Raw genomic sequence first — 18,343 nt, forward strand, 5'->3', positions numbered from 1 at the left:
AGGCTCTGGCGCAAGGATTTGTGGGCAATGGCGCGTAACTTCAGGTGTCTTTAAACGCTCGCGTCGAAAGGTGTTTACGCGCACTTCAAACACGCTGAAACCTCCGCCCGAAACCACCCCGAAATCCGCCATGGCTTCAAACCCGCTGCCGTGTCTGTAAACTGGCCGCCCGAAACGGCGCGCGATGGCGCCGTCCTCACTGCCAGCGAAGGACTTTCCCATGGCCAACCAAGACATTACCTACACCCCGGATCCGGATGCAGACTCGATCTCTTCGGACGTGACCGAATTCAACGGCATCCTGATGTCGACCCAGATCCCGACCCGTGCCGACGGCAGCCTGGAACTGGGCGACGTTACCGCGCAAAGCGAATGCACCTTGCAGGCACTGAAAGTGGCGCTGGAAAAGGCCGGCAGCTCGATGGACCGCGTGCTGCACCTGACCATTTATCTGACCGATATGGCTGATCGCGCAGCGTTCAACGAGGTGTACAAGCGCTTCTTCGCCAAGCCCTGGCCGGTACGTGCGGCGGTTGGCGTGGCGGCGCTGGCGGTTGAAGGGATGAAGGTGGAAGTGACTGCGATGGCTGCGAAGGCCTGATTCAGTCCAGTGACACTTCCCTTGCTCGCGATAGCGGACAGTTAACCGAAGAAATTATTGACTGACCCGACGCTATCGCGAGCAAGCTCGCTCCCACAGGGTTTTGGGTGCTGGCGGGATCGCTGGCAAGCCAGCTCCCACAGGGATTGCGATGCTCCCGGAATTGTCGGCAGCTGCCACCCGGCAGCACAGGCGTGCCGGCCACGCGTTTCGCGGCTACAATGCGCGCCTCAACCGTGACAGCCTGACTAAAAACTATATATGTCCTTGCCCAAACATCACCTGGAACTGCTCAGCCCCGCCCGTGACGTGGCCATCGCCCGCGAGGCCATCCTGCATGGCGCCGACGCGGTGTACATCGGCGGCCCGAGCTTCGGTGCGCGCCACAACGCGTGCAACGAGGTGAGCGAAATCGCCGAACTGGTGGAATTTGCCCGTCGCTATCACGCGCGCATCTTCACCACCATCAACACCATCCTGCACGACAACGAACTGGAGCCGGCACGCAAGCTGATCCATCAGTTGTACGACGCTGGCGTCGATGCGCTGATCGTCCAGGACCTGGGCGTGATGGAGCTGGACATTCCACCCATCGAGCTGCACGCCAGCACCCAGACCGACATCCGCACCCTTGAGCGGGCCAAGTTCCTCGATCAGGCCGGTTTCTCGCAACTGGTACTGGCCCGTGAACTGAACCTCAAGGAAATCCGCGCGATCGCCGATGAAACCGATGCCGCCATCGAGTTCTTCATCCACGGCGCGTTGTGCGTGGCGTTCTCCGGTCAGTGCAACATTTCCCACGCGCAGACCGGGCGCAGCGCCAACCGTGGCGACTGCTCCCAGGCCTGCCGTCTGCCGTACACCCTGAAAGACGAAAAGGGTGGCGTGATCGCCTACGAAAAACACCTGCTGTCGATGAAGGACAACAACCAGAGCGCCAACATCCGCGCGCTGGTCGAGGCCGGTGTGCGTTCGTTCAAGATCGAAGGTCGCTACAAGGACATGGGCTATGTGAAGAACATCACCGCCTATTACCGCCAGCGTCTTGACGACGTGCTCAACGACCGCCCGGACCTGGCCCGCGCCTCCAGCGGCCGCACCGCGCATTTCTTCATGCCGGACCCGGAAAAGACCTTCCACCGTGGCAGCACCGACTACTTCGTCAGCGAGCGCAAGATCGACATCGGCGCGTTCGATTCGCCGACCTTCACCGGTCTGGCAGTGGGCACGGTCGAGAAAGTCGGCAAGCGTGACATGCAAGTGATCACCCACGAGCCGCTGTCGAACGGCGATGGCCTCAATGTGCTGGTCAAGCGCGAAGTGGTCGGTTTCCGCGCCAACATCGCCGAAGCCAAGGGCGAGTTCGAGGAAGAAGGCGAGAAGCGCTACCGCTACCGCGTCGAGCCGAACGAAATGCCCGAAGGCCTGTACAAGCTGCGCCCGAACCACCCGCTGAATCGCAACCTCGACCACAACTGGCAGCAGGCCTTGCTCAAGACCTCCGCCGAGCGTCGGATCGGCGTGAGCTGGCTGGCGAAGCTGCGTGAAGAACGTCTGGAACTGACCGTGACCAGCGAAGAGGGCATCAGCGCCAGCGTCGCGCTGGAAGGCCCGTTCGGCGTCGCCAACAAACCGGAACAGGCGCTGGACACCTTGCACGACCTGCTCGGCCAGCTCGGCACCACCGAGTACCACGCGACCTCGATCAAACTGGATGCGCCGCAAGCGTTCTTCATCCCGAACTCGCAGCTCAAGTCGTTGCGCCGTGAAGTGATCGAAGCGCTGACCGCCGCCCGCGTTGCCGCCCACCCGCGCGGTTCGCGCAAGGCCGAGACCACGCCACCGCCGGTGTACCCGGAGGCGCATCTGTCGTTCCTGGCCAACGTCTACAACCAGAAGGCTCGCGACTTCTACCACCGTCACGGCGTGAAACTGATCGACGCGGCGTACGAGGCCCACGAAGAGGCGGGCGAAGTGCCGGTGATGATCACCAAGCACTGCCTGCGGTTCTCCTTCAACCTGTGCCCTAAACAGGCCAAAGGCGTGACCGGCGTGAAGACCAAAGTTGCGCCGATGCAGTTGATTCACGGTGATGAAGTGCTGACCCTGAAGTTCGACTGCAAGCCGTGCGAGATGCACGTGATCGGCAAGATGAAGGGCCACATCCTGAATCTGCCGCAGCCGGGCAGTGTGGTGGGGCATATCAGCCCCGAAGACCTGATGAAGACCATTCCTCGGGCGCCGCACTGATTCAGCGGCATAAAAAAAACGGTGACGACGTCACCGGTTTTTTTATGCCTGCCAGAAACTCAACTGGCTTCGTAGCGCGATCCCGTTGGCGGCGCCGCTTCGCCACTCAATGCATCGACCATCGGAGGATGGTCCTGTGCTGCCTGACGCAGATCCTCGGTCACCCGCAGCTCGGCGCCGGTCGGCGAGAAGGTTGCCGCTGCTGCGAACGGCGCCGGGTTGGCCGGCACCGGACGCTTGCCACGGCGCCAGAAGAAGAACGTCACCATGCTCAGATTGACCAGCGCAAAGGCCCAGAACAGGCCGCTTCCGCCGTGGGCGTTCATCGCCGGCGAAATCAGCAGCGGGCTCATCGCCGAGCCCAGCGAGTTGATCAGCAGCATGCCCTGAATCATCGGCACCAACGTTTCAACCGGCGCACGGTCGGCGGCGTGGCTGACCGCAACCGGATACAACGCGAACACGCCGCCGCCCAGCAGGAACAGCGCCGCCGCGAGCATGGCCGAGGACAGCGGCACCAGCACGATCACCAGCGACAGCAGGGTGCACGCGGCGCACAGCACGGTCAGCACTTGCAGGCGATCCTTGCGGTCGGACCAGCGCCCGACCGGATATTGCAGCAGCATCGCGCCGAGGATCGTCCAGGCCATCATGCTGCCGACTTCGCCGACGTTCAGGCCGATGCGTTGCAGGTACAGCGGCAGCAGCGTGTAGATCGCCGCGATGGTGACACCGGAGCCGAAGCAGCCTACCAGTCCGGTGGGCGACACGCCCAGCAGTGCCCGTGGCTTGAGCGGTTCGACCTGTTCCAGCAATGGCGAAACCCGCGGCAGGATCACGATCGGCAGCACCGACAACGTCGCGAGCATGCCGGCCACCATGAACGGCGCGGTGTCGCCGAGCCCGGTGATTTTCCCCAAAAATGCCTGACCCAGCACCCCGGCACCGTAGAGAACGATCATGTACAGCGCCAGCAGACGCCCGCGAATCTTCGCGTCACCGGCCAGCAGCAACCAGCTCTCGATCACCAGAAACACGCCGACCGTGGCCCAGCCGTTGATCAGGCGCAGCACGACCCAGCCCCAGGTGTCATAAAACAAACCTTGCAGCAGGATGGTCGCGGCGATCAGCGAGGCGAAGCTGCTGTAGGCGCGGATATGGCCGATGCGCAGGATCAGTCGGTCGTTGAAGATCGCGCCCAGCGTCAGGCCGATGAAATAGGCCGAGGACACGATGCCGATCATCGTCGCCGATTCGCCGGCAGCGCCCAGGCGCAGGGTGGTCAAAGAAGACAGAAAGCCGTTGCCCAGGGCAACAATGAATAGCCCGAGCAGGGGCGCCAGCGCCATGGCCAGCAAACGCGGTGTCATAAAAACCTCAAGTGATCGAACAGCGGAACGTGCGCCTCTGCGCATGCGAGTGCCAAGCCGAAGTGTGTTGAAGACAAACGACCGCCGAACGGGCAGGACGATTGAGCCTGGCGCACTTCGTGAAAGTGGCCGGCTGTTCAAACCTGAGGGTTGTCATGGCTGCGGGCAGGCGCCGTTCGGGCGACTGCAAGAGGAGGCGCGATTTTAAGCCTTGTGTGGCGTTTGCCAAGGTGCCGTGCCTGCGACGTTGGGACGCAGGCCTGCCCGTTTCAGTACTAATCGCGCTGATCGTTCCCACGCTCTGCGTGGGAATGCCTCCATGGACGCTCCGCGTCCGCCGTTGGAAGGGACGCGGAGCGTCCCGGGCTGCATTCCCACGCGGAGCGTGGGAACGATCAAGGTCGGGAGCAGGATCGATAACGGCAGCGCACTCATTGCCCGGATGAAAAGTTGCTGTATCGATCCGGTTTCCCTCGTTAGCCTGTGTGGTCGAATCGCGATTCTGATCCAGAGGCAAAGATGCAGATAAGAGGCGAGCGCGCCGCCACGGCGTGCGGGCTGTTGGCGATTGTGTTGTGGAGCACCGCTGCCGGGTTGATCAGGGGCGTCAGTGAATATTTCGGTCCTCTGGGCGGGGCCGCGATGATTTACACCCTGGGGGCGATCCTGCTGGTGATGTTTCTCGGGCGACCGCGTCTTCGCTCCACGTCAATACTCTATCTCCTGCTCGGCAGTGGGTTGTTCGTTGCGTATGAGGTGTGTCTGTCTTTGGCGCTGGGGTTTGCCAGTGACCGGCAACAGGCGATCGAACTGGGCGTGGTCAATTACCTGTGGCCGTGCCTGACGGTGGTGCTGGCGATCTTCATGAACGGGCAGAAGACCCGTTGGTTCATCGTTCCCGGCAGTGCGCTCGCGCTGTTTGGCATTCTCTGGGTGGTCAGCGGTCAGGGCCTGTCGCTGCCGGGGATCATCGCCAACGTCAATTCCAATCCCCTGAGTTACAGCCTGGCGCTGGCCTGTGCGATCACGTTTGCGCTGTATTGCAACGTCACACGCCGCTATGCCAACGGGCAGAGTCTGGTGGTGCTGTTTTTCGTGCTGACGGCCATTGTGCTGTGGGTGAAGTGGGGCTTCAGCAGTGAACGGATTTCTGCATTCACGCTGGGCAACTCCCTGGAACTGATCGCCACCGGCATCGCCATGGCCGGCGGTTATGCGCTGTGGAACATCGGCATCCTGCGCGGCAACCTGACTTTGCTTGCGACCGCATCCTACGGCGCGCCGGTGCTGTCGTCGGCGTTCGCCGCGCTGTGGCTGGGTGTCAGTCTGCAGATGCAGTTCTGGCAGGGCGCGGTGCTGGTGACCGTGGGTTCGTTGATCTGCTGGCAGGCGACGCGGCAACGTCAGATCTCCTGAAAAAACCGGCGTTGCCGCGAATGCCGATCAGCCCACGGACTTCAACGGAATCGGCCCCTTGAGCCGGTCCAGCATCGTGGCGCAGTACCAGTCATCGAACTGGCAGACGCCGGTTTCCGCCGTTTCCGAGTACGGCCCCGGTTCATAGGACGGAGAGGTCACGCCACGCTGGGTGCCTTCGACCAGGGTGCGGTCCTGATCGTTGGTGGCAATCCAGACTTTGGTCAGGCGTTCGAGGTCGTAATCCACGCCTTCCACCGCCGTGTCCGGCACCAGCCATTTGGTGGTGACCATGGTTTGCGTGGCGCTGATCGGCAACACCCGGAAGCTCAGCGCATGGTCGCCGAGGAAGTGGTTCCAGGTGGACGGGTAATGGAAGTAGAGCAAGGCGCCAATGTCCGGCTCGGCGGTCTTGTCCAGACGCCCGTTCACTGCCGGTTTGCCGTCCATGGTGTAGCTGACGGCACCGGAGGACAGCGGAATGCGGGTCATGCGGTACTGACCGTTGATGTCCATCACCAGGCGACTCGGCAATCCGGCCTGTTCGCAGGTGTTCCAGTAGGCCGACAACTGTGGGTCGTCTTCGCCGCTGAGGCCGCCCACCGACAGGTTGTCGACGAAGGATTTCAGCAGCTCCGGGTGGGAGCCGTCGCAGTGGTAGCACTCGCGATTGTTCTCGAACACCAGTTTCCAGTTTCCGTTCTCGATGATGGTCGACTCGAACGCCACTTTGCAGTTATCGAGGTAATGCGGGGCGATGAACGGGCTGACGGCCTTGCGAAAGCCGTCAAAGTCCGGCGCCTTGGCGGCGACGCAGACATAGATGTAACTGTGCACGATTTCGCAATGCACCGACTTGAGGTTGTATTGGGTCTTGTCGAAATCCTGGCCCATGTTGCCGGCGAACAGCAGGTTGCCGTCCAGCTCGTAGGTCCACTTGTGATAGGGGCAGACCATCTTCGCGACCTTGCCGTGCTCGTGTTCGCAGATTTTGGCGCCGCGATGGCGGCAGGCGTTATGGAACGCCCGAACCTCGCCATCCTTGCCGCGAACGACCGCGACCGGGTAATCACCGATCTGCAGGGTGAAGTACTGGCCGGGTTTGGAAATTTCGAAGGTGTGCCCGGCGAAAATCCAGTCCTTGTGCCAGATCTGTTCGAGGTCCTGGCGGTAGACGTTTTCATCCTTGTAGAGGGCGCCCGGCAGCGAGTGCCAGGGTTTACGCTGGGCGATCAGGTCAAACACGGTGTCTTTATTGTTCATTGTTTTCCTCGTCATGCGCTTGGGGCCGGTATGGCTCTCAGCCTATCTGTGCCGGTAAAGCCGTCACAAACGACATTTCCTGCGGGCAATCGATGCGTTGAGGTTATGGGTGAGCGCGTTCGAAGATCGGCTCAAGCGTGGCGATGGCCGACGCAGACTGGCCCAGACTGCGAATCGCCTGTTTCACCGCGAGGCGGTGTTCGCTGCCGAGGCTTGAGGCGAACAGGTCGAACTTCTGTTCCAGCTCCCCCTGACTCAAGGCCGTTTCGGGATCGCCGCGTGCCGCCGTGACCGGGCTGACAAGCGAAGTGCCGTTTTTCAGCGTGACGGTGACGCGTGAAAGAATTTCATTGGGGAATCGCGCGGAAATATCGGCCGCTTCGACGATCTCGATGCGTGTGCTCAAGGCGCGGATGTCGGCGGCGTGGATGGATTCGCCGGTGACTTCGTCCGGCCCGAGTTTGCCCCTGACGATCAGCGCCGCCAGCGGAAAGGCCAGGGCGTATTGCGCCTGATCGGCATCCGCCGGAGTGTGACCTTGCAGGCACATCGACTCGTAAAAGGTCTCGACGCGGATTGTCTCGATGAGGTCAGCGTTTAGCGCAGGGTTGTCTTCTTGTAACTGAAGCATCGCGGTCAATGCTGGCTGAGCCCAGCGGCACACCGGCCAGGGTTTGAAATACTGGCTGTCGATTTCCCAGCGCTGGCCGAGATCACGCCAGTGCTCGGCGACCGAGGCGTCCTCGACAGTTTCCGCCGGCGCGCCGGTCACGCCTTCCCTGGCCATCAGCAGCGCATTCAATCCAACAAAGGCGCCGCTGCCGTGGGCATCGCGCAACATGGTCGGGAAGGCGATCAGGCGCATCATCGGGCAACGGGCGCTGAAGTACTCGGCAATGCCCAAGGCATGGCGAAAGGTCGATTCGTCAAAACCCAGCAAGCGGGCGCCAGCGCAGACCACGCCAATCGCCGAAAAACCGCCGGACGCGTGATAAGTCGGGGAGGTCGCCATCAAGGCCGTTCCGGCGCGCAATCCGGTTTCATAGCCGAGGCACAGAGCGCTCAACAGCTCATGTCCGCTGATGTTTTTGCCTTGGTGATGCAGGGCATCGGCGAGGGCGAGCAAGGCCGGCACCACGGTCGCGCCGGCGTGCCCCTTGGATCGGAAGTGGCCTTCGTGGGCATCGAGGCTGTCGGCTGAAAAGCCGCCGGCCCAACCCGCGCCCAGCAGGCTCACCCGCTGACCGTCGAACAGCAGACGGCTGCCGTACTCGCCAGCGGGGTAGTGCGAAACGGCGAAACGGCGCAACGCCACACTCGTGTCGTTGGACGCGGCACCGGCCATGACGCCGACGATATCCAGCAGGCTGTTTTGCAGGATCTCCCGGGTCTTGGCCGGTGCCTTAAGGAAATCAAAGTCGCGGTAGAATTCGTAGAGTGACATTCAACAATTCCTTCCTGTGAGGGGAACCGGCCAGATCCCGGCCGGCGCCGCTCCACAATGAGTCAGGAAGGTTGTGCGGCTCCAACGACATTTTCGTCGGGCAATTGATAACTAATCCGATGGCTAGCGGCGGGGAAACTTCGACAGGATCCATTCACGAAACCGGCGCAAGGCGTCTTCGTTGTCCGCATTTTCCCGGCAGGCCAGGTAGTGCCAGCTGTTGCGCAGCTGGACTTCCTGTTCAATCGGGCGCACCAGCAAGCCCTGTTGCACCAGCGGTGCGACCAGATGATTCCAGCCCAGTGCGATGCCTTGATGGGTGAGCACCATGCTGATCAGCAGGTTGTAGTCGTTGGCATTGAAAATCTGCGGGCTGGTTGCCGGGCGGTCATCGATATCGATGGCCTGAAACGCCAGCCACACGCCCCAATCGACATGCTCTGCCACTTGCGAGCGCCCGTAAGGGCTGAGATTGAGCAGGGCCGAATCGCGCACACCCTCGATGGTCGAGATCTCCGGATGCATCTCCAGATACTGCGGCGTGCACACCGGGTAGATCAGGTCATGGCACAACGGGTAGCTGCGGTAGCCTTCGCGGACACGCGAGATCTTGGTGATGAACACGTCAGGCTGGACACCGGGTTCCATGGTCAGGAAGTTCTGGGTGGTGATCAGGTTCAGCTCGATGCCTTCGCTCTGGGCAAAAAACTCCGGCAGATGATTCGACAGCCACAGTGCCGAAAACGCCGGGGAGCAGCAGATGGTCAGCACTTTCTTGCCGGACTGACTGCTGCGGATGCGCTCGGCAGCCTGGGCGATGTTCACGAATGACAGCTGCGCGGCATCAAAGAACAGCGCGCCCGCCGACGTGAGCTCGACGGCGCGCCCGACACGGGTGAACAACTGTGCCCCCAGGTAGCTCTCCAGTTCGCGGATCTGCCGGCTGATCGCAGCCTGGGAAACGCACAGTGCTTCGGCGGCGCGGGTGAAACTCTGGTACTTCGCGGCCGCGACAAATGCCTTTACGGCCCTCAAGGACGGCATCTTCAACAAGATGGTGTCGGGGTCGACATGCTTGGTCATTCGTACGGCCTCCTGATGTTGCGGGGTGCGGGTGAAGCGCGACGAGGGTAGCGGAAGCCTGCGGTCAGGGATACGCCAGCGTCGCAGCAAGGATAGTCCCGGTCGCGGATGAGCGATGTCTGTCTCGTTACGTCGGCGCTGGCGCGATCCATAACCCGACGTTATCAACATGCCCCTGTAAATGTCGTTGGATTAAGCCGGGGGATGCTAATAAATTTGAAACGTCCCTCGTTCCTGGGGTCCCAAAAATAATAAAAGGAAACCCGTCGTGACGACATATAACTATTACCGCTGCCGCTCTAAACCAGTTTCGCTCGATTGCATATTGTTTGAACCCGAATATGCACTACGCGATGGAGGCAAGGTATGACTCGCTCCGACGAAATAATTTGCGTAAAGAATGTTTATAAAGTCTTCGGTACTCAGCCATCACTGGCCATGAAGTTGATCGAAGAAGGCGCATCGAAAGCGGAAGTTTTCAAAAAGACCGGCCAGGCCATCGGTGTATTCGATGCCAGCTTCTCGGTCAAACGAGGCGAGATCTTTGTCATCATGGGTTTGTCCGGTTCCGGCAAATCGACCATGGTTCGACTGTTCAATCGCCTGATCGAACCGACCTCCGGCAGCATCTTTCTGAATGGCCGGGAAATCACCGGCCTGGGCGACAAGGACCTGTTGCAGGTGCGCCGCAAAGACATGGGCATGGTCTTCCAGTCGTTTGCCCTGATGCCGCACATGAGCGTCATTGACAACGTCAGCTTCGGCCTGGAAATCAGCGGTGTCAGCGAAAAGGAACGCTACTGCCGGGCCATGGGCGCTCTTGAGCAAGTCGGGCTTTCCGGGCAGGAAATGTGCTTTCCTCACCAACTCTCCGGCGGCATGCAACAGCGGGTCGGACTGGCCCGGGCGCTGGCCAACGATCCGGCCATCCTGCTCATGGACGAAGCGTTCTCCGCGCTCGATCCGATGATCCGCAGCGAAATGCAGGGCGAGCTGATCAAGCTTCAGGCCGAGCAGGATCGCACCATCATTTTCATCTCCCACGACATTGAAGAAGCCGTTCGCATCGGTCACCGCATCGCGATCATGGAGGGCGGGCGCGTGGTGCAGATCGGCACGCCCCGTGAGCTGCTGTGCAACCCGGTGAACAAATATGTCCGGGATTTCTTCAACGGTTTCGACACCAGCCGGATATTGCGCGCCGGTGATATCGCACAAACCGATTCGGGCATTGTTTACGAACCGGGTCGTCAAACTCCAATAAAGGCCGACGCTTCCTTGCGCGAGATCTTTCATCTTGTTGCGGCTTCATCCACGCCAATGCCGGTAGTTGATGAAGTTGGGCTTTATAAAGGGTCGATCTCGCAAGGGCATTTATTAAGTTGCCTCGGTAATAGCTGAGCTCCTGTTTAAAAAAAGAATGATCACGCAGTACGCAAGTGCGAGGTAGCGTCATGTCCGACTTTAACTTTCTGGATCCCTTCCAGAGTTTGAATATTCCGCTGGGGTCGTGGGTTGAAACGGCTCTTAAATATCTGGTGCATAACTTCCGGGATGTCTTCCGCTCGATTCGCTGGCCGGTCGATCAGGTACTCGACGGCGTCCAGTGGGGGCTGCTTTCGCTGCCGCCGACGGTGTTCATCATCATCGCCGGGCTGATCAGCTGGCAGATCGGCGGCAAACGCATCGCGATCTTCAGCGTGGCAACCCTTACGGGGCTTGGGCTGATCGGCGTGTGGAACGACGCGATGGTCACCTTGGCACTGGTGCTGACCTCGCTGTTGTTCTGCGCGGTGATCGGGATTCCGCTGGGCATTCTGTGTGCCCGCAGCGACCGCACGGAAATGGTCATCCGCCCGGTGCTCGATGCCATGCAGACCCTGCCGGCGTTCGTGTACCTGGTGCCGGTGGTGATGCTGTTCGGCATCGGCAACGTGCCGGGTGTGATTGTCACGATCATCTTCTCCGTCGCGCCGCTGGTACGGCTGACCAACCTCGGCATTCGTCAGGTGCCGGCGGACAAGGTCGAAGCGGCGCGGGCCTTTGGCTGCACACCGATGCAGATGCTGATGAAGGTTCAATTGCCGCTGGCCGCGCCAACCATGATGGCCGGTTTGAACCAGACCTTGATGTTGTCGCTGTCGATGGTGGTAGTCGCCTCGATGATTTCGGTCGGGGGGCTGGGGCTGATGGTGCTCAGCGGCATCGGTCGCCTCGACATGGGCCTGGCCAGTGTCGGCGGAGCAGGGCTGGTGTTGCTGGCGGTGTTCCTTGATCGCCTGACCCAGGCCATGGGTGAACGCAGTGCCGATCTGGCCACCGGGCAGCGCTGGTATGAAAGCGGCCCGGTCGGCCTGGTCATGAAGTTGAAGAAAAAGAAGAACGTTGCTCGTGCGGTTATTAACTGAACCTTTCTGCTCACCGATTAAAACTCCAAAGCGTGGTGAAACATGAAACTGGCAAATCTCAAGAAAAGCGTCGTAGCGGGTGTGGTTGCTTCAGTCATGGGCACGATCCTGTGCTCGGCAGCGTTCGCGGCGGACGCCAACAAGCCCGGCGCGGGTGTGTCGATCACGCCGATTTTCCCGACCATCGCCGAAGAGCGCTTTCGCGGTGAAGTGGTCGTGGCCGGGCTCAAGGAGCTTGGCTACGACGTCAAGCAGCCGAAGGAGACCGATTACCCGGCGATGTTCCTGGCGCTGTCCTACGGCGACGCGGATTTCACCGTGCATGAGTGGGAGCACCTGCACGAAGCCTTTTATGAAAAGGCCGGCGGCGATGACGTGATGGTCAAGGTCGGGCAGATCATGAAAGGCGTGCTGCAGGGTTACCTGATCGACAAGAAAACCGCAGACGCCTATCACATCAAGGACCTGTCGGATTTGAAGAAACCGGAGATCGCCAAGCTGTTCGACAGCAACGGTGACGGCAAGGCCGACCTGACCGGTTGCAACCCGGGCTGGGGCTGCGAAGTCATGGTCGAGCACCACATGAAGGCCTACGGCCTGGAACCGACCGTCGTCGACAACCGTGGCTCGTACTTCGCATTGATGGCCGACACCATTGCCCGTTACCAGCAAGGCAAACCGGTGCTGTTCTTCACTTGGGTGCCGCAGTGGATTTCCAGCGTGCTGGTCGAAGGCCGCGACGTGGTCTGGCTGCCGGTGCCGTACACCGATCTGCCTGACGGCAAGGAAAGCAAGGACACCTTCTACGAAGGCAAGAACCTCGGCTTCCCGGTGGATACGGTCAACGTTGTCATGAACAAGGAGTTCGCCGAGAAGAACCCGGTGGCCCGCAAGTTCCTCTCCGAAGTCAGCATCAGCACCGCCGACGAAAGCGCGCAGAACCTGAAGATGCAGCAGGGCGAGAAGTCCCTGGCCGACATCAAGCGCCACGCCGCCGAGTGGATCAAGGCCCACCAGCAAAGCTACGACAGCTGGCTGAGCGATGCGCGGGCGGCGGCCAAGTAAGCGGGTTGTTCCCGGGTTCGAGTGACGGTTATCCAGTGGCGCAAACGCCGGGCGAAGAGCCGTCATTGCGAACTTCCAACCGATTCAAGCGCATTTGATAACGCAACTTTGATGGCTGTTTTCATTCAACGCGATTCCGCGCGTTCGCTTCGTGTCGGGTTCGATTTGTCATTTCAACAATAAACGGTTCAACACTATGAAAGTCAGTTCGCTGCCCGCCGATGATGACAGCTGTGGCTGGTTCCACCTGAGCCGGCCACGCAGCCCCGAGCCTGGCCATCGCGGCCACCGTTCGGCGCGTTGGGTCGTCGTGGGTGCCGGCTTCACCGGTCTGGCGGCGGCACGCCAGCTCGCGCTGAACTTCCCCGACGATGAAGTGGTGCTGATCGAAGCGCAGGAAGTGGGGTTGGGGCCGTCCGGTCGCAATGCCGGTTTCGCGATCGATCTGCCCCACGACATCGGGGCCGAGGACTATATCGGTGATATCAATCTGGCCAGGATCAGTCTGAAGCTGAACCTGGAGGGTCAGTCGATCCTGCGCAATCTGGTCGATCAGTTCGGTATCGATTGCCAGATGAAAGCCTGCGGCAAGTATCAGGCCGCCGTGGAGGAACGCGGAATCGCGGTGCTGGAAGCTTATCGCCGAGGGCTCGACAAGCTCGGTCAGCCGTATCAGATGATCGAGGCCGAAGAACTGCCCGAGCATCTGGGCACCCGTTTCTATCGCAAGGCGTTGTTCACCCCCGGGGCGGTGCTGGTTCAGCCGTCGGCGCTGGTGAAGGGCCTGGCGGACAGTTTGCCGGCGAACGTCACCCTCTACGAACACACGCCGATTCTGGAAGTGGAATACGGCGCCAAGACGTTGCTCAAGCACGCTCACGGCAGTATCACTGCCGACAAACTGATCCTGGCCAACAACTCGTTCGGCATGCGCTTCGGTTTTCTGCAGGGCCGCATGTTGCCGATCTACACCTACGCCAGCATCACCCGCCCGCTGACCGATGAAGAGCAGGTGCGTCTGGGCGGCAAACCGTTCTGGGGCGCGATCCCGGCCGACCCGTTCGGCACCACGGTGCGGCGCACTCCCGACAATCGTTTGCTGATCCGCAACAGTTTCAGCTTCAACCCCGATGGCCGTAGCAACAGCAAATACAACGAGCGCTTCGTGCGCCGGCACCGCGCGTCGTTCGATCAGCGTTTCCCGATGCTGCCGGGGGTGAAGTTCGAATACACCTGGGGCGGGGCGCTGGCCATGTCGCGGAACCACAACGGCTTCTTCGGCGAACTGGCGCCGAACGTTTACGGCGCGCTGGGCTGCAATGGCCTGGGCGTCACCCGTGGCACGGTCACCGGCAAGTTGCTGGCCGACTGGCTGGCCGGGGAGCGCGACGGCTTGATCGATTTCCTGCTGCAGGCCCCGGGGCCGTCGGGCAACCCGCCCGAACCTTTTCTGTCGCTGGGCGTGAACATGAACCTGAAGTGGGGGCAATACCGCGCCGGCCGCGAAAGTTGAACGCTCATCGCCCGCCCTGCGCGATGAACTGAAGTAGCGATGCACTGAATACAAGGACAAGAAATGAACAACGTTGCTGTATCAATCGAGGACGTACCGCTCAATGGCTTTCATCGTCTGCTGACGATCCGTTCGGCCGGTGGCTCCTTTGTCGACGGGTATGTTCTGAGCATCATCGGTGTGGCACTGGTGCACATGTCCAGGTCTCTGGCGCTGGACGATTTCTGGGAAGGCATGATCGCCGCCTCGGCGCTGATCGGCATTTTCTTCGGCGGTTTTCTCGGCGGCTGGCTGACCGATGTGCTGGGGCGCAAGCGTCTGCTGTTTGTCGGGCCGAGCCTGTTCATCGTGGCGTCGCTGGCGCAGTTGTGGGTCGACTCGGCGGTGGCGCTGTTTTTTCTGCGGCTGTTGCTGGGAGTGGCGGTCGGCATCGAGTACCCGGTCGCGACTTCGCTGCTGGTCGAGTTCATGCCGCGCAAATATCGCGGCCCGCGTCTGGCGACGCTGACGATCATGTGGTTCGCCGGGGCCGCAACGGCGTATGTGGTGGGCGAGCTGATGTTCAAGCTGTGGGGCTCCGATGCCTGGCGGCTGGTGCTGGCCAGCGCGGCGATCATCGGCGCCATGCTGTTTCTGGTGCGCATCGGCACCCCCGAGTCGCCGCGCTGGCTGCTGAGCAAGGGCCGCGCCGCCGAAGCCGAAGCGATCATCAAACAGGTCTACGGCAACGATTTCTCCCTGGCCAATCTCCCCGAACATCGCGTGGGCGAGAAGCTGACGATCTTCAATCTGCTGCACTCCGGCTACGGCAAACGCATGCTGTTTGTCGTGGTGTTCTGGACCTGCTCGGTGGTGCCGCTGTTCGCCGTGTATGCCTTTGCGCCGAAGGTGCTGGCCGCGCTGAATCTGCAGGGCGACTGGTCGTCCATGGGGTCGGTGGCGATTACCTTGTTCTTTGTCATCGGCTGCGTGATTTCGACCCGGATCATCAACCGCGTCGGCCGACGCAATCTGCTGATCTACAGCTTTCTCTGCTCCGGCCTTGCGCTGCTCGGGCTGGCCGTCAGTCATGCCGGGCCCAATGCGCTGGTGCTCGCCTTCTTTGCCGTTTACGCCTTGTTCATCGGCGGCGCCCAGGTGCTGACGCTGGTGTACCCCAATGAACTGTTTCCCACGGAAATCCGAGCCTTCGCGGTCGGGGTCGGCACTTCACTGTCGCGCATCGGCGCAGCGGCGGGGACCTATCTGGTGCCGGTTTCCCTGAGCACGCTGGGCATTGCCCAGACCATGTACATCGCGGCGGCCGTCACGTTGGTCGGCCTGGTGCTGTCGTGGGTGCTCGCGCCGGAAACCCGCTCGCTCAACCTGCAACAGGCTGCCTCGCTGAATTGAACCTTGCCCGGGCCTTATCGGCTTCGGGCCAATGCATTGAACACTGCAACCACTGGAGAAAAACCTATGAACTTTGACGGCATCTTTACCCCTGCCATTACGCCTTTGTCCGCCGATGGCCAGATCGATTATTCGGCGTTTGCCGAAGTGGTCGAGTACCTGATCGAGTCGCGGGTTCACGGCATCGTCATCGGTGGTTCGACCGGCGAGTACTACGCCCACACCACCGCCGAGCGGCTGAAAGTGGCCGAGCGCGCGAAGGAAGTGATCAATGGCCGGATTCCGCTGGTGATCGGCACGGGCGGGATCCGCACCGAAGATGCGGTGGCCTTCGCCGAGCATGCCAAGTCGATCGAAGCCGATGCGATTCTGGTGGGCTCGCCGCCCTATGCCTTGCCGACGCAAAAGGAAATCGCCGCCCACGTGCTGGCCGTGGACAAGGCCGCCGGCCTGCCGATCATGCTCTACAACTACCCGGCGCGGATGGGCGTAGCGATGGGCCCTGAGTTCTTCGAGGCGATTGCCGGTTGCAAGAACATCGTCGCGATCAAGGAAAGCTCCGGCGACACCGCCCAGTTGCATCGTCTGGCGCATTCGCATCCTTCGATCCAGCTGTCCTGCGGCTGGGACGACATGGCCCTGGAGTTCTTCGCCTGGGGCGCGCGCAGCTGGGTCTGCGCCGGTTCGAACTTCATTCCGGCCGAGCACATCGCGCTGTACGAGGCCTGCGTTCTGGAGAAAAACTTCGACAAGGGCCGGCGGATCATGTCGGCGCTGTTGCCGCTGATGGACGTGCTGGAAAGCGGCAAGTTCGTTCAGTCGATCAAGCACGGCAGCGAACTGGTCGGCCTGCGGGCCGGTGGTGTGCGCAAGCCGATGCAGCCGCTGGAAGCGTCCGAGAAGGAAGTGCTGGAAAGCGTGATCAAAACCCTCAAACAGAATGTGGCGCGCGTCGTCGCGGAGGTTTGAAATGGCCGATCTTCTGAGTCAAGCGCAGTACCGCGAACTGGCGGCGAAGCTTGAGTTTCGCAATCAGGCGTTCATCAACGGCGAGTTTCGCAGCGCGCTGTCCGGCAAGACGTTCACCACGACCAACCCGGCGACTGAAGCAGTGTTGACCGAGATTACCGCCTGCGGTGCTCAGGACGTGGACGTCGCTGTCGCCGCCGCCAAGGCCGCGTTTGAAGACGGACGCTGGCAAGGGCTGGCGCCGTCGGCACGCAAATCGGTGTTGCTGCGATTCGCCCAGTTGCTGGACGACCACTCCCATGAACTGGCGGTCCTGGAAAGCCTGGACAGCGGCAAACCGATCCGCGAATGCCAGAACATCGACGTGCCCGAGACGATTCACACCCTGCGCTGGCACGCCGAGCTGATCGACAAGATTTACGACTCGACCGCCCCGACCGGTAACGGCGCGGTGACCATGGTCGTGCGCGAACCGATCGGGGTGGTGGGCCTGGTGTTGCCGTGGAATTTCCCGCTGCTGATGCTCGCGTGGAAGATCGGCCCGTCGCTGGCCGCCGGCTGCTCCATCGTGGTCAAACCGGCCAAGGAAACCACCCTGAGCACCCTGCGAGTAGCCGAACTGGCGCATCAGGCGGGGATTCCGGCCGGTGTGTTCAACGTGGTGCCCGGTGGTGGCAAGGAGGCGGGCGAACCGCTGGGCCGTCATCCGGACGTCGCCATGGTCAGCTTCACCGGTTCGACCGATACGGGGCGGTTGTTCCTCAAGTACTCCAGCGAATCCAACCTGAAGCGCATCGTGCTGGAATGCGGCGGCAAGAACCCGGCAGTGGTGATGAACGATGTCGAAGACGTCGATCTGGTTGCCCAGCACGTGGTTAACGGCGCGTTCTGGAACATGGGCGAAAACTGCTCGGCTTCGTCACGGCTGATCGTGCACTCGGACATCAAGGACGCGTTGCTACAGCGTGTGCAGGTGCATCTGGCCGACTGGAAAATGGGCGATCCACTTGACCCGGAAAACCGTCTGGGTTCGATGATCAGCAAGGCGCACTTCGAGAAGGTCCGCTCGTACCTCGACCATGCCCGGGATGAGAATCTTTCGGTGCTGGCGGGGGGCAACACGGCCGACAACATCTTCGTCGAGCCGACCATCGTCGATGGCGTCAGCCGTGACAGTCGTCTGTTTCAGGAAGAAATCTTCGGCCCGGTGCTGAGCGTGACCACGTTCACCTCCGTCGACGAAGCGATCAGCCTGGCCAACGACACAGCCTATGGCCTTGCAGCCTCGGCGTACACCGGCAGCCTGCGCCATGCGCTGAAACTCTCGCGGGGGATCCGCGCCGGTATCGTCACCGTGAACTGCTTCGGCGAGGGCGATGCTTCGACGCCTTTCGGCGGCTACAAAGAGTCGGGTTTCGGTGGGCGTGACAAGTCGATCTGGGCCCATGACCAGTACACCGAGCTGAAAACCATCTGGATCGACGCGTCCTGATTCATCGCGGTTTTTCGCAGGTCTTTTTCGCCCCGATCGGTACGCGCGTACCGGTTGGGGCGAATTGCGTTCATTCC

General features: G+C 61.2%; 14 protein-coding genes. 10 read left to right on the forward strand and 4 right to left on the reverse strand.

Features of this window, described 5'->3' with window-relative positions; genetic code table 11:
- The first annotated feature begins 220 nt into the window (after nt 1-220).
- Both IHQ43_RS13000 and IHQ43_RS13005 read left to right on the forward strand, forming a co-directional pair.
- Nucleotides 221-601, forward strand: coding sequence for a RidA family protein (locus tag IHQ43_RS13000; RefSeq protein ID WP_065261325.1), 381 nt, complete (start codon nt 221-223; stop codon nt 599-601).
- Between the two features lie 261 nt (nt 602-862).
- The gene (locus IHQ43_RS13005; protein WP_007955412.1) at nt 863-2,851 is read left to right on the forward strand and encodes a peptidase U32 family protein; all 1,989 of its coding nucleotides are present in this window, start codon (nt 863-865) and stop codon (nt 2,849-2,851) included.
- A 59-nt stretch (nt 2,852-2,910) separates the two neighbouring features.
- Here the strand turns inward: IHQ43_RS13005 and IHQ43_RS13010 are convergent, their stop codons facing one another.
- Nucleotides 2,911-4,221: an MFS transporter gene (locus IHQ43_RS13010; protein ID WP_192564679.1), complete on the reverse strand. Its 1,311-nt coding sequence runs from the start codon at nt 4,219-4,221 to the stop codon at nt 2,911-2,913.
- 519 nt (nt 4,222-4,740) lie between these two features.
- Between IHQ43_RS13010 and yddG the strand changes: the two genes are divergently transcribed.
- A complete protein-coding gene (yddG, locus tag IHQ43_RS13015; RefSeq protein WP_192564680.1) occupies nt 4,741-5,637 on the forward strand; it encodes an aromatic amino acid DMT transporter YddG in 897 nt (298 codons plus the stop codon).
- Between the two features lie 27 nt (nt 5,638-5,664).
- Here yddG and IHQ43_RS13020 read toward each other — a convergent pair whose 3' ends face one another.
- From IHQ43_RS13020 to IHQ43_RS13030, 3 genes are all read right to left on the reverse strand, one after another.
- Nucleotides 5,665-6,900: an aromatic ring-hydroxylating oxygenase subunit alpha gene (locus tag IHQ43_RS13020; RefSeq protein ID WP_192564681.1), complete on the reverse strand. Its 1,236-nt coding sequence runs from the start codon at nt 6,898-6,900 to the stop codon at nt 5,665-5,667.
- Nucleotides 6,901-7,003: 103 nt separating this feature from the next.
- Nucleotides 7,004-8,344, reverse strand: a complete 1,341-nt coding sequence (locus tag IHQ43_RS13025; protein WP_192564682.1) for an MmgE/PrpD family protein — start codon at nt 8,342-8,344, stop codon at nt 7,004-7,006.
- A 123-nt stretch (nt 8,345-8,467) separates the two neighbouring features.
- Complete coding sequence (locus IHQ43_RS13030; RefSeq protein WP_192564683.1) at nt 8,468-9,427, reverse strand: LysR family transcriptional regulator; 960 nt, start codon at nt 9,425-9,427, stop codon at nt 8,468-8,470.
- Between the two features lie 366 nt (nt 9,428-9,793).
- On the opposite strand from IHQ43_RS13030, the gene IHQ43_RS13035 reads away from it, so the two are divergent.
- The 7 genes from IHQ43_RS13035 (at nt 9,794) to IHQ43_RS13065 (ending at nt 18,266) form a co-directional block, all read left to right on the forward strand.
- The gene (locus tag IHQ43_RS13035) at nt 9,794-10,828 is read left to right on the forward strand and encodes a quaternary amine ABC transporter ATP-binding protein (protein WP_192564684.1); all 1,035 of its coding nucleotides are present in this window, start codon (nt 9,794-9,796) and stop codon (nt 10,826-10,828) included.
- A 53-nt stretch (nt 10,829-10,881) separates the two neighbouring features.
- Nucleotides 10,882-11,835: a glycine betaine/L-proline ABC transporter permease ProW gene (proW, locus tag IHQ43_RS13040; protein WP_169430059.1), complete on the forward strand. Its 954-nt coding sequence runs from the start codon at nt 10,882-10,884 to the stop codon at nt 11,833-11,835.
- Nucleotides 11,836-11,877: 42 nt separating this feature from the next.
- The gene (gene proX, locus IHQ43_RS13045) at nt 11,878-12,900 is read left to right on the forward strand and encodes a glycine betaine/L-proline ABC transporter substrate-binding protein ProX (protein ID WP_192564685.1); all 1,023 of its coding nucleotides are present in this window, start codon (nt 11,878-11,880) and stop codon (nt 12,898-12,900) included.
- A gap of 196 nt (nt 12,901-13,096) precedes the next feature.
- Nucleotides 13,097-14,413, forward strand: coding sequence for an NAD(P)/FAD-dependent oxidoreductase (locus IHQ43_RS13050; RefSeq protein ID WP_192564686.1), 1,317 nt, complete (start codon nt 13,097-13,099; stop codon nt 14,411-14,413).
- A gap of 63 nt (nt 14,414-14,476) precedes the next feature.
- Nucleotides 14,477-15,805, forward strand: coding sequence for an MFS transporter (locus IHQ43_RS13055; RefSeq protein ID WP_192564687.1), 1,329 nt, complete (start codon nt 14,477-14,479; stop codon nt 15,803-15,805).
- Between the two features lie 66 nt (nt 15,806-15,871).
- Entirely contained in the window at nt 15,872-16,774 is a 903-nt protein-coding gene (locus IHQ43_RS13060; RefSeq protein ID WP_192564688.1) for a dihydrodipicolinate synthase family protein, read from the forward strand.
- A 1-nt stretch (nt 16,775) separates the two neighbouring features.
- A complete protein-coding gene (locus IHQ43_RS13065; RefSeq protein ID WP_192564689.1) occupies nt 16,776-18,266 on the forward strand; it encodes an aldehyde dehydrogenase in 1,491 nt (496 codons plus the stop codon).
- The last annotated feature ends 77 nt before the right edge of the window (nt 18,267-18,343 follow it).

Origin of the sequence: Pseudomonas gozinkensis, assembly GCF_014863585.1 — a bacterium.
Lineage (GTDB): Bacteria > Pseudomonadota > Gammaproteobacteria > Pseudomonadales > Pseudomonadaceae > Aquipseudomonas > Aquipseudomonas gozinkensis.